11 protein-coding genes and 1 pseudogene are annotated in these 10,849 nt (G+C 72.7%); 6 read left to right on the top strand and 6 right to left on the bottom strand.

The genetic code is table 11. The annotated features are described in order from the left end of the window. Positions 1–317 precede the first annotated feature (317 nt). On the top strand, positions 318–542 hold the full coding sequence (locus ABZS66_RS41000; RefSeq protein ID WP_354767553.1) for a hypothetical protein: 225 nt from the start codon (positions 318–320) through the stop codon (positions 540–542). Positions 543–548: 6 nt separating this feature from the next. Here the strand turns inward: ABZS66_RS41000 and ABZS66_RS40995 are convergent, their stop codons facing one another. Continuing rightward, positions 549–728: a hypothetical protein gene (locus ABZS66_RS40995; RefSeq protein WP_354767551.1), complete on the bottom strand. Its 180-nt coding sequence runs from the start codon at positions 726–728 to the stop codon at positions 549–551. A gap of 45 nt (positions 729–773) precedes the next feature. Between ABZS66_RS40995 and ABZS66_RS40990 the strand changes: the two genes are divergently transcribed. Continuing rightward, positions 774–1,907, top strand: a complete 1,134-nt coding sequence (locus ABZS66_RS40990) for a crosslink repair DNA glycosylase YcaQ family protein (RefSeq protein WP_354767549.1) — start codon at positions 774–776, stop codon at positions 1,905–1,907. On the opposite strand, the gene ABZS66_RS40985 is transcribed toward ABZS66_RS40990, so the two are convergent. Beyond that, complete coding sequence (locus ABZS66_RS40985) at positions 1,888–2,442, bottom strand: TIGR03086 family metal-binding protein (protein WP_354767547.1); 555 nt, start codon at positions 2,440–2,442, stop codon at positions 1,888–1,890. The genes ABZS66_RS40990 and ABZS66_RS40985 overlap by 20 nt on opposite strands. A 37-nt stretch (positions 2,443–2,479) precedes the next feature. Between ABZS66_RS40985 and ABZS66_RS40980 the strand changes: the two genes are divergently transcribed. Next, a complete protein-coding gene (locus tag ABZS66_RS40980; RefSeq protein ID WP_354767545.1) occupies positions 2,480–2,812 on the top strand; it encodes a hypothetical protein in 333 nt (110 codons plus the stop codon). Between the two features lie 4 nt (positions 2,813–2,816). Here the strand turns inward: ABZS66_RS40980 and ABZS66_RS40975 are convergent, their stop codons facing one another. Together ABZS66_RS40975 and ABZS66_RS40970 are read right to left on the bottom strand one after the other, a co-directional pair. Then, complete coding sequence (locus ABZS66_RS40975; protein WP_354767543.1) at positions 2,817–4,475, bottom strand: CocE/NonD family hydrolase; 1,659 nt, start codon at positions 4,473–4,475, stop codon at positions 2,817–2,819. A gap of 172 nt (positions 4,476–4,647) precedes the next feature. Beyond that, a complete protein-coding gene (locus tag ABZS66_RS40970) occupies positions 4,648–5,502 on the bottom strand; it encodes a lytic transglycosylase domain-containing protein (protein WP_354767541.1) in 855 nt (284 codons plus the stop codon). A gap of 123 nt (positions 5,503–5,625) precedes the next feature. On the opposite strand from ABZS66_RS40970, the gene typA reads away from it, so the two are divergent. Next, positions 5,626–7,491, top strand: a complete 1,866-nt coding sequence (gene typA / locus ABZS66_RS40965; protein WP_354767539.1) for a translational GTPase TypA — start codon at positions 5,626–5,628, stop codon at positions 7,489–7,491. On the opposite strand, the gene ABZS66_RS40960 is transcribed toward typA, so the two are convergent. Next, positions 7,488–8,486, bottom strand: a complete 999-nt coding sequence (locus ABZS66_RS40960) for a hypothetical protein (protein WP_354767537.1) — start codon at positions 8,484–8,486, stop codon at positions 7,488–7,490. The two genes, typA and ABZS66_RS40960, sit on opposite strands and share 4 nt — an antisense overlap. A gap of 73 nt (positions 8,487–8,559) precedes the next feature. Then, the gene (locus ABZS66_RS40955; protein WP_354767535.1) at positions 8,560–9,576 is read right to left on the bottom strand and encodes a TerC family protein; all 1,017 of its coding nucleotides are present in this window, start codon (positions 9,574–9,576) and stop codon (positions 8,560–8,562) included. Between the two features lie 329 nt (positions 9,577–9,905). Here ABZS66_RS40955 and ABZS66_RS40950 point away from each other — a divergent pair, with 329 nt between their 5' ends. Beyond that, positions 9,906–10,208 carry a hypothetical protein gene (locus ABZS66_RS40950; protein WP_354767533.1) on the top strand — a complete coding sequence of 101 codons (303 nt, stop codon included), beginning with the start codon at positions 9,906–9,908 and terminating at the stop codon, positions 10,206–10,208. After that, positions 10,208–10,849, top strand: a pseudogene (locus ABZS66_RS40945) (hypothetical protein); the annotation flags it as partial. The gene ABZS66_RS40950 and the pseudogene ABZS66_RS40945, both read left to right, overlap by 1 nt.

Raw genomic sequence — 10,849 nt, 5'->3', positions numbered from 1 at the left:
GAGGCCAAGAAGGCCGAGGACGTGATCAGCCAGCTGCCGACCGGTAACGGCGGGCGGACGTTCAACAGCAAGCTGTTCAGCGTCCTCATCACCGACGACGGCCGCGTGCTGGTCGGCGCGGTGACTCCGGAGCGGCTGGCCCAGGTGGCCGCCGACCCGGCCGCCCAGCTCAAGTAGCCCGGCTTACCGATGGGACGGGACCGCGGCGCCGCCGCGGTCCCGTCGCCGTTGCTCCAGCTGCCACCCGGCTCGTTGCGACGCCACGGCGGACAGACTGTGCGTGTTTGTCGGGGTTGGCCCGGGGTACGCGTCCAGACATGGACGAGTTCGACGAATACGTCGAGCACCACTCGACGATCAGGTCGGGGGCCGCGGGGCGGGCCACGCAGGGCGAGGACCTGCCGGCGGGCTCGGCCGCAGAGGTCGACGAGGACCTGACGGCGGGCTGGACGCCACCCGGCGACACGCCGCCGGAGTCGGCCACCCGGCCGCCGGACCTCACTGAGATGCCCGACCCGGACGGCTCACACCACCCGGTGTAAGGCCGCTCAGTAGGGGTAGAGGCTGTCTTCCGGCGCCGACGGGTCGTCGGGCCGGTCGCGCCTGGCCTCGGTCTCCGTGAGCTCGACGCGCTCATCCGGTCGCACCGGCATCGGCAGCTCGCCGAAGCGCACGTGGCGCAGGAACGCGAGCTCCTCGTCCGTGAACCGGTCCGTGGACTCCCCCATGCATCGATCCTCCGCCGTCGGCGACGGCTCGGCAAGAATGGATTGATGCCTGCCGTCGACCGCCGGGCCGTGCTCGCGTACCGCGCCCGGACCAACCAGCTCCACGAACGCCTCGACGCCGAGGCGGAGGCGCTCGCCGTGCTCGACCTCGGCGTGCCCAACGTGCCGGCCGGCAGCGCCCGGCAGGCCCTCGCCGCCCGCACCACCCGGCCGCTGGGCGGCGACCTGGCGCTGGTCTGGGCGACCCGGGGCGCCCCGCACCTGCACCGGCGGGCCGACCTGCCGGCGCTCGCGGCCGCCCTGTGGCCGCTGAGCGACGCCGACGCGACCGCCCGGTTCGGCGGCACCCAGATCCCGGCGGGCGGGCCGCTCGGGCTGGCGGCCTTCACCGCCACTGCTGACGCTTTCTCCGCAGTGGTACTGCGGGAGACCGCGAAAGGCGACGTCAGCCGGGCGGTCAGCGACCGGGTCCCGGCCGAGGTGACCTACGACTGCCGCGCCTGCGGGGCGACGCACATCTCCGGCGCCCTCTTCCAGCAGGCCGGCCTGGCCGGCGGGGTCCAGCTGGACGAGCCGTCGGCGAAGACCGTGCTCCGGCCGATCGAGGGCTGGCCGGGCCGGCCGGGCTCGCCGGGCGGGCCGGGCGGGCCGTGGGCGGCCGCCGGCACGTCCGGGCTGCTGCGCGCCTACCTGCGGCTGCTCGGGCCGGCGACGCCGGGCGACGCGGCGAAGTACCTCGGCACCACCGTCTCGGCGATCCGCCCGGCGTGGCCGCCGGACCTCGCCGAGGTGACCGTCGGCGGGCCGGCCGGCGGGCGCCGGGCCTGGCTGCCGGCCGAGGACCTCGCCGCACTGCTCGCCGCCGAGCCGGTCGCCGGCGTGCGGCTGCTGCCGCCCTCGGACCCGTTCCTCCAGGCCCGCGACCGCCCGGTGCTGACACCGGAGAAGGCCCGGGAGAAGGAGGTGTGGCGGATGCTCGGCAACCCCGGCGTCCTGCTGCACGACGGCGACCTGGCCGGCACCTGGCGCGGCACGGTCCGCAAGGGCCGCCTGGAGGTCGTGCTGACGCCCTGGGTGCGGCTGTCCGCCGCGACCCGCTCGGCGGTCGAGGCCGAGGCGCAGACCGTGGCCGCCGTGCGCGGGCTGGCCGGCGCGGACGTCACCGGGTCCGGCCGATGAAGGCGAGCAGCCTCGTCTGCGGGTCGGCGCCGGCCGGGACCTCGACGCGCGGGCCGAAGTGGCCGCTCGCCCGCATGGCGGCCTCGGCGGGCCCCATGCCCTCCAGCATCCGCTCGCACCGCTGCGGGTCGAGGGTGTCGTCCTGGCCGGTCGCGCGGGCCAGGTCCCACGTGTGCATGAACACGTCCGACGTGTAGAACATCGCGATCGCCGCCGGCAGCGGCAGCTCGCCCACGTTGCGGTCGCGCAGCACGATCGACTCGCTCGCCGGGTCGTCGAGCAGGGCCTGGACGGCGTCGGCGTGCGCCCGCCAGGCGCCGGCCGGGTCGTCGTCGGGTGACGGGCCCTTCGGCAGCTCCACGCCCGCCCCGGCGGCCAGGAAGCCCGGCAGCCACTCGACGAGGTGGCGCACCACGTCGCGGGCCGCCCAGCCCGGGCAGGGCGACGGGGCGTCCCAGGTCTCGGGGCGCGCATGCTGCGTGAGCTCGGTGAACCGGGCGGCGATGGTGCGGTGCTCCTCGGCGGCGGTGGTCATCCGGGTCCCCCTCAGGACGGGCGCCATACTGGACGGCATGGGTAACCTGATCGCGTTCGCGTCGCGGCGACTGGTGGAGGACGAGGCGCTGACCCCCGGATACGTGTACCACGATCCGGAGGACGCCACCCTCCCGCCGGCGCCGGACGGCCGCCGGGCGAGCGGCTGGAACCTCCTCGTGGGGGACGAGACCGACGAACAGCTGGCCGACGCGGCCGAGCTGCTGATGCCCGACCTGGAGTGGCTCGTCGAGCGCTACCCGGCGTTCGGCAGGATCGTGAGCTCGGGCTCGGAGGGCCGCCAGTTCGAGTGGGACGCGGCCGAGGGCACGTATACCGACGTGGGCCCCTCCACCTTCCAGGAGGACTGACCGCTCAGGCCCCCGGCACCGGCAGCGTGATCGACGACGGGGCGAGCAGCTCCTGGCGGACGGCGCGCAGCTCCAGCTCGTGACCGAGCGGGGCGCCGGTGCCGGGGTTGCGCGAGAAGCGCGGGTGCGCTCCCCCGCTGACCTGCACCCTGATGCGCCGGCCGGCGGCGAAGCGGTGCGCGGTCGGCCACAGCTCGACCCGCACCCGGACCGGGCCGTCAGGGCCTCCAGAGCCTCCAGAGCCTCCAGGGCCGTCGCGGCCGTCAGGCTGGTCCGGCCCGCTCACCCGGGCCAGGCCGTCGCAGACGTTCCAGGAGCGGCCCTGCTCGTCGACCTCGCACAGGCGCACGAAGACGTCGAAGTACGGGATCGTGGCCCTGACGACGACGTCGGCGGCGACCGGGCCGATGACGTCGAGCGGCTCGGTCAGCGGCGCGGACGTGAACGTCAGCACGTCGGGCCGCGACTCCAGGGGCCGGTTGTCGCGCCGGCCGGAGATCTTGCCGACCAGGCGCGGGCCGCCGAGCGCCGGGGTGGGGTCCTTCGGGTCGTACGTGAACGCGTCGACCGGGTCGCCGTCGGTGCCGGGCGCCGGGTCCAGGCTCCCGCCGCTCCTGAGGTACCACCGCCGCAGCAGGCTGTCCGGCGGCGGCCAGTCGGCCAGCTCGAGCCACCCGTCGGCCCCGCCGACGTGGACCCGGACCGGGCGTTCGCGCACCTTCTCCGGGCCGCCGGTGTGCGCCCGGAACCAGGCGACGGACTCGGCCGCGGAGTGCTGGAACAGCGCGGCGCTGCCGTGGTGCCAGGGGCCGATGGTGAGGTACGGCTGGCTGCCGGCCTTGCGCAGCGCCGCGTAGTCGGACAGCTGCCAGGGCAGGAAGATGTCGTACCAGCCGCCGATCATGAGGACCGGCGCGGTGACGTGGGGCAGGCGGTGGGCGTGGCCGCGCTCGGTCCAGTAGGGCGCGGCGGGGTCGGCCTCGGCCAGCCAGCGCTGGAAGAACTCGATCTCGGTCCCGGTGGTGATCCGGTCGGCCTCGGCCATCGGCACGCGGGCCAGGCCGCGCTGGAGCCTGGGCTGGCCGCGCAGCAGCTCGACGGCGTTCTCCAGGCGGGGGCCGCGCTGCGCCTCCAGCAGCGCCGACCAGGTGAGCACGGTGTCCAGCGAGAACGCGCCGCCGGCGTAGGTGGGCGGGCCGAAGTCGGAGGCGGTGACGATGGTGGCCATCGCCTTGAGCTCGTCGCCGGCCTCGGCGGCGAGCGCCCACTGGACGAACCCGACGTAGCTGGGGCCGTAGGTGAGCAGCCGGCCGTCGTACCACGGCTGGCGGCGCAGCCAGTCGAGCGTGTCGAGCCCGTCCTCGCGCTCCTGGAGCAGCGGCTCGAACGTCCCGCCCGAATCGGCGGTGCCGCGGCACGACTGGATGAGCACGTGGAACCCGCGCTGGGCGACGGCCCGACAGAGCAGGCTGACGGGCGCGCCGCGGCCGTAGGGTGTGCGGACGAGCACGGTGGGCAGGCTCGCGGCGAGCGCGGGCGCGTAGTGGTCGGCGCGCAGGATGGCCCCGTCCCCGACCCGGACGGGGATGGCGCGCGTCACGTTGACCCGGTTGGCCAGCGGTGGCGGGAGTTTGAGCAAGCGACCGACCGGATCAAGCCTCATGCGACCTGAGTCTAGGAAGCGCGCGTACCCACCGCACCTCGCGCCCTCACGCCCGCCGTGCGGCTGGTGGGGGCTTGGGACGACGGCGGTGGCAGGGAGGGCCGCCAAGGCCCGACCGGTGTCTGGCGGGAGCGACGGTCGCGCCTTGCACGGACCCGAGCCTGCTTGATGTTCAGTAGTTTGCGCAGCAGGTCTGCATCAGGGCTTTCACGTTGTCGACGTACTGGCCGTTGGGGATGCCGGCCTTGCCCTGGGCCGGGTCGACGCCGGCGGTGCCCCAGTTGTAGGCCGCGATGACGCCGTTGAGGAGTTTCGGGTCGGCCAGGTTGTAGGTGCCGTCCGACTTGTAGGCCTTCAGCTGGGCGCCGTAGTAGGAGAACAGCCAGGCCAGGTACTGGGCGCCCAGGTGGACGTTGTCGGCCGGGACGTCGATGTTGTAGGTCGTGCCGAAGCGCTGGTTCATCCAGGTCTCGGTGTCGGGCATCACCTGCATGACGCCGACGCCCTTGTCGCAGGCGTAGATGTTGGACTGCCAGCCGCTTTCCTGGTCGGCGATCGCGTACAGCAGGCGGATCGGCACCCGGATCGCCTGCTCCGCGGCCGGGGCCCGGGTGCCCCAATACTTCGTCTTCGAGGCGGTGTCCAGATACTTGCGGACCTGGGACTTCGCGAGCTGTTTGCCCTTGTACGTCGGCTGGCAGCCGGGCTTCGTCGTCTTCGGGGGCGGCGGCGGGGCCTCCTCTTCCGTCGCTTCCTCCGTCGGTGGCGGCGGGGGCGGCGGCGAAGGGGACGGGGAGGGGGACTCGGTCGGTGACGGCTGCGCCGCGGCGCTCGTCACCGCGGCCTGGGACGGCTCGTCGCGGTCGACGCCCCTGGCCAGGTTGACGATCACCGCGCAGCCGACCAGGACGACCGCGAGGCCCAGCGCGAGCAGGACGGTGCCGACACGTCTCGCGGCCCGCCTGGGCCGCGGGAACTCGTCGGTGTCCCCGCCGGTGTCCCCACCCGCGTCCCCGGTGTATTCCATTGACTACCTCCCCGTGCTCGCAGGCTAACGGCTCGATGGCCGCAGCGCTGCCCCGCCGGCGAGGATCGTCACAGCGTGCACAGTCCGTGTGGGCATGCAACGGACGCCTGGAACAATGGCGTTATGCAGACCCGCGCAGATCTCCGCAACGTGGCCATCATCGCCCACGTCGACCACGGCAAGACCACGCTCGTCGACGCGATGTTGCGGCAGGCCGGCGCGTTCCACGCCCGGGCCGAGCTGACCGACCGGGTCATGGACTCGATGGACCTCGAGCGCGAGAAGGGCATCACCATTCTCGCCAAGAACACCGCGGTGCGGTACCTGCCGGGTGACGGCGGCGACCCCGTGACGATCAACATCATCGACACGCCGGGGCACGCCGACTTCGGCGGCGAGGTGGAGCGCGGGCTCACCATGGTCGACGGCGTCGTGCTGCTCGTCGACGCGAGCGAGGGGCCGCTGCCGCAGACGCGGTTCGTGCTGCGCAAGGCACTCAAGGCCCGCATGCCGATCATCCTGGTGATCAACAAGGTCGACCGGCCCGACGCGCGGATCAAGGAGGTCGTCGACGAGACGTACGAGCTGTTCCTCGACCTCGACGCCGACGAGGAGCAGATCGACTTCCCGATCGTCTACGCCTGCGCGCGCGACGGCATCGCCTCGCTGACCCAGCCGAAGGACGGGACGGTGCCGGAGGACAGCGACAGCCTCCAGCCGCTGTTCCGCACGCTGCTCGACACGATCCCGGCGCCGGCGTACGACGAGAGCGCCCCGCTGCAGGCGCACGTCACCAACCTCGACGCCTCGCCGTTCCTGGGCCGCCTGGCACTGTGCCGGGTGCGGCAGGGCACGATCCGCAAGGGGCAGACGGTCGCCTGGTGCCGCGAGGACGGCACCCAGCAGAGCGTGCGCATCTCCGAGCTGCTCATGACCGAGGCCCTGGAGCGCAAGCCGGCCGAGGAGGCCGGGCCGGGCGACATCATCGCCGTGGCCGGCATCGGCGAGATCATGATCGGTGACACGCTCGCCGACGCCGAGAACCCGATCGCGCTGCCGCGCATCACCGTCGACGAGCCGGCGATCTCGATGACCATCGGCACCAACACGTCGCCCCTGGCCGGCAAGGTGAAGGGCGCGAAGGTGACCGCCCGCCTGGTCAAGGACCGCCTGGAGCGGGAGCTGGTCGGCAATGTGTCGCTGCGCGTGCTGCCCACCGAGCGGCCCGACGCGTGGGAGGTCCAGGGGCGTGGCGAGCTGGCCCTCGCGATCCTGGTCGAGCAGATGCGCCGGGAGGGGTACGAGCTGACGGTCGGCAAGCCGCAGGTCGTCACGCGGGAGATCAACGGGAAGATCCACGAGCCCACCGAGCGGCTGACGATCGACGCCCCCGAGGAGTACCTCGGCGCGATCACCCAGCTGCTGGCCACCCGCAAGGGCCGCATGGAGCAGATGGTCAACCACGGCACCGGCTGGATCCGCATGGAGTGGCTCGTCCCGGCGCGCGGCCTGATCGGCTTCCGCACCGAGTTCCTCACCGACACCCGGGGCACCGGCATCCTGCACCACGTCTTCGAGTCCTACGAGCCGTGGTACGGCGAGTTGCGCACCCGCGCCACCGGCTCGCTCGTCGCCGACCGCTCGGGCGTGGCGACGCCGTTCGCGATGATGAACCTGCAGGAGCGCGGGTCGATGTTCGTCGAGCCGACCACCGAGGTGTACGAGGGCATGATCGTCGGCGAGAACTCCCGCGCCGACGACATGGATGTCAACATCACCAAGGAGAAGAAGCTCACCAACATGCGCTCGTCGGCCGCCGACGAGACGGAGAAGCTGATCCCGCCGCGGAAGCTGTCGCTGGAGCAGGCCCTCGAGTTCTGCCGCGAGGACGAGTGCGTGGAGATCACGCCGCAGGCGATCCGGATCCGCAAGGTGATGCTCGACCAGAAGGACCGCGAGCGGGTCGCCCGCAAGCGGGCCCACGCCTAGGCGTCCGGGTCACGCCGCCGGGGGACGCGGGCCGGGATGTCCGGGACGTACCGGCCCGACTCCAGCGACCAGTCGAGGTTCCCGCGGATCCAGTGGACCAGGTCGTCGGTGCACGGCCCGGGGTCGGCGGCGCCGAGCCGGTCCCGGGCCGCCATGAACGTCGTGACGTGCTCGTCGTGCTCGGCCACCGCGGCGTAGACGGCGTCCTGCAGCGACAGCCGGTGCTCGCGCTGGAACGCGAAGACGATGTTGTGGTGGTCGCCGACGGCGACCTCCTTGGGCCATGAGACCAGGTCGTTGAAGATCCCGATGATCATGCCCGCGGACTGCCGCATGATCGCGAAGTCGGGGTCGGCGAGCAGGGCCGCGGGCGCCTCGACGCCGTGCATGGGCTCGATGAGGTCGAAGAACATCTCCGTCGCGGCGCTGTGGTAGCGCATCGTGCGGTACTCGTGCAGCAGCGGCGGGTGGTCGTGCGCGCGGTTGCCGGCCTCCCACAGGGTGCCGTCGAGATAGTCGGCGACGTGCCCGACGAACCGCTCGCGCCAGGCCGGGCTGACCCGCTCCTCGGTGCGCCGCCACACCTCGTCGAGGGCGCCGGTGAGCGGCCGCCCCAGCACCCCGGCCAGCTCGCCGCCGTCGGTGCGCTGGTGGCGCAGCCGGCGCACGAACCCGTCGACCGCGGCCCGGGTCGGGCCCGGCGCGCGGACCAGGGCCTTCTCCAGCAGGTCGTCGAGCACGAAGATGCTGATCAGCCAGGCGGTGGCGAGCTGGAGCTCGGCCGGCCCGGCGTCCGGGTGGGCGCGGGCCATGAGGTTGGCGAACCGGGCCCCCGCGAAGGCCTGCCGGGCGCCCGGCCGCTCGAGCAGGCCGTGCCGGGTCGCCCAGTGAAGCGACCAGCGCTGCACCTCGTCGACGTGTGGCGAGAGCCGCGGCGGAAACGGGCATAACACCGCAGGGGCCGCCAGATGACCCTGCTGTGCGATCTCGTGCATGATGCATCACCCGCCCGCCGTGGTACCCCATAATCGCGCCTCGATGTCCTTTGCGCGACCCCGTTTGGGGGCTTTAGGAGGCGTTGGACGTTTTGTCTGGTTCTACAGACTCTGCACGCGCGTCCCGCCGCGACTTGATGAGCGAGGCCACGGTGGTGACGGCGAGGGTACCGATGATCACGCTGAGCGACAGCTCGATGCCGATGTGCGGGGCCCACCCGACGTGCTCGCCGCCGTTGATGAACGGCAGGCTGTTGTCGGCGAGCGCCTCCAGGAAGAGCTTCACGCCGATGAAGCCGAGGACCACCGAGAGGCCGATCGAGAGGTAGACCAGCCGGTCGAGCAGGCCGCCGATGAGGAAGTACAGCTGGCGCAGGCCCATGAGCGCGAAGACGTTCGCGGTGAAGACCAGGTACGGCTCGGCGGTGAGGCCGAAGATCGCCGGGATCGAGTCCAGGGCGAAGATCAGGTCGGTGGTGCCGATCGCGATGAGCACCACGACCATCGGGGTCATGTGCAGCCGGCCGCGCTCGTCCCGGGACGTGAGGCGGGACTCCTCGTACTGCTTGGTCATCGGCAGGACCCGCCGGGACCAGCGGATCAGCGCGTTCTCCTTGAAGTCCTCCTCGTCCGTCTCGCCCTGCGTCGCCAGCTTGACGGCGGTGTAGATCAGGAAGACGGAGAAGATGTAGAAGACCCACGAGAAGCGCGAGATGGCCGCGGCACCGACCGCGATGAACCCGCCGCGCATGACCAGCGCCAGCACGATGCCGATGAGCAGGACCTTCTGCTGGTACTGCCGGGGCACCTTGAACCGGGACAGGATGATCACGAAGACGAACAGGTTGTCGACGGACAGGCTGTACTCGGTCAGCCAGCCGGCATAGAACTCCCCGGCGTAGCCACCGCCCCACTTCCACAGCACGAACAGGCCGAACAGCAGCGCCAGCCCGACGTAGACGGTGACCCAGATCGTCGATTCCTTGATCGACGGCTCATGCGGCCGACGGGCGATGATCGCCAGGTCGAACAGGAGAATGGCGCCCAGACCGACCAGCGTCGCGGTCCAGATCCAGCCGGCAACGTCCACGTGTGATTCCTCCGGTAGACACACCACAGACCGCGCCGACCCTCGAGGGCCGCGCGGACTGTGCAGTTGACACCGGAGGTCTCTTCCGCCATCCGCCAACGCCGGATGACCGACGACGCCGGGTGAAGCCCACGTGACCGTGGGTGCACCGTGCTGACGACGACCGTCGCGGGGGAATACTCCCCTCCTGTTGCTCTTCAATCATTGTCCATCAAGCCGCCACCGGGGTGCGGGCGGGGGCGAAAAATTGTCGTACCCCCTGGCTAGTCTCCGCCCTGTCAGGTATCCCCCTCGCGGCTCGGAGGTCCCCCGTGTATCGCCAAGGAGATGTGCTGCTGGTGCCCGTGAGCGCCGCGGAGGTCCCGGCCACGGCCGTGCCGGCTCCGCGCGACCGGTCGGGCCGCATGATCCTCGCCCGCGGCGAGGCCACCGGCCACGCCCACGTGATCGTCGGGCCGGATGTGATGTTGCTCGCCGACCGCGACGACGTCGACCGCCTGTTCGTGCGCATCGTCACCCGGGCCCGGGTCGTCCACGAGGAGCACAGCGCGATCGGCGTCCCCGCCGGCTCCTACAAGGTGGTGCGCCAGCGGGAGTACGTGCCGGGTTCGTGGCGTCCGGTGGCCGACTGATGACCGCCGAGGCGCTGGGTGCCGTCTCCGCCAAGTGGCTCGCCGCCGGGCTGTCGACGGCGCCCGCCGGCCGCGGGGCCGCCGAGGACGCGGTGCGGCTCGCGTACCGCTCGGCCGGCCTGCGCCCGCCGAAGCACATCGTCTGGTTCGCGTCGCCGCTCGCCGCGGCGCGGGCGGCCGCGCTGCTGACCGGGCTGTCGACGGTCGCCCCAGACGGGGGCGTCGCGTTCCAGCTCAGCTCGCAGGGCTGCCCGCCCGTGGCCGGGACGGCCGGGCCGTCGGTGCGGGCGGCGGTGCGCACGCAGCCGTGGGCCGCCGCCCGGGCCGAGGTGCACGCGCTGCTCGGGCCGGACGGGTGGGCCGCACTGTGGTCGGCGTGCGGCGCCGACGCCTGGCGGATGGTGAACGACCGGGTCGCCGTGCCGCTGCGCACCCACCTGCGGTCGGAACTGCCGGCCCACGCCCGCGCCGTGTTGCTGGATGCTGTCGGGGGGCAGCACGACGCGGGGTGGCTGGCGGCTTTCGACGCGGTCGCCGCCGGGGACGGGCTGGCCGGCTCTGCGCCGGCCGGCGCCGTTTCCGGCGGGGCCGTTTCCGGCGGCTCCGCTTCTGGCGTTGCCGCTTCCGGCGTTGCCGCTTCC

This window comes from Dactylosporangium sp. NPDC005572, from assembly GCF_040605515.1.
Taxonomy (GTDB): domain Bacteria; phylum Actinomycetota; class Actinomycetes; order Mycobacteriales; family Micromonosporaceae; genus Dactylosporangium.
This window is presented reverse-complemented; position numbering and strand designations above follow the sequence as displayed.

What these genes read in the sequence shown, in the direction of transcription:
- ABZS66_RS41000 (WP_354767553.1), top strand. Translation starts at nt 318, where the DNA reads ATGGACGAGTTCGACGAATACGTCGAGCACCACTCGACGATCAGGTCG.
- ABZS66_RS40995 (WP_354767551.1), bottom strand. Translation starts at nt 728, where the DNA reads ATGGGGGAGTCCACGGACCGGTTCACGGACGAGGAGCTCGCGTTCCTG.
- ABZS66_RS40990 (WP_354767549.1), top strand. Translation starts at nt 774, where the DNA reads ATGCCTGCCGTCGACCGCCGGGCCGTGCTCGCGTACCGCGCCCGGACC.
- ABZS66_RS40985 (WP_354767547.1), bottom strand. Translation starts at nt 2,442, where the DNA reads ATGACCACCGCCGCCGAGGAGCACCGCACCATCGCCGCCCGGTTCACC.
- ABZS66_RS40980 (WP_354767545.1), top strand. Translation starts at nt 2,480, where the DNA reads ATGGGTAACCTGATCGCGTTCGCGTCGCGGCGACTGGTGGAGGACGAG.
- ABZS66_RS40975 (WP_354767543.1), bottom strand. Translation starts at nt 4,475, where the DNA reads ATGAGGCTTGATCCGGTCGGTCGCTTGCTCAAACTCCCGCCACCGCTG.
- ABZS66_RS40970 (WP_354767541.1), bottom strand. Translation starts at nt 5,502, where the DNA reads ATGGAATACACCGGGGACGCGGGTGGGGACACCGGCGGGGACACCGAC.
- typA (WP_354767539.1), top strand. Translation starts at nt 5,626, where the DNA reads ATGCAGACCCGCGCAGATCTCCGCAACGTGGCCATCATCGCCCACGTC.
- ABZS66_RS40960 (WP_354767537.1), bottom strand. Translation starts at nt 8,486, where the DNA reads ATGCACGAGATCGCACAGCAGGGTCATCTGGCGGCCCCTGCGGTGTTA.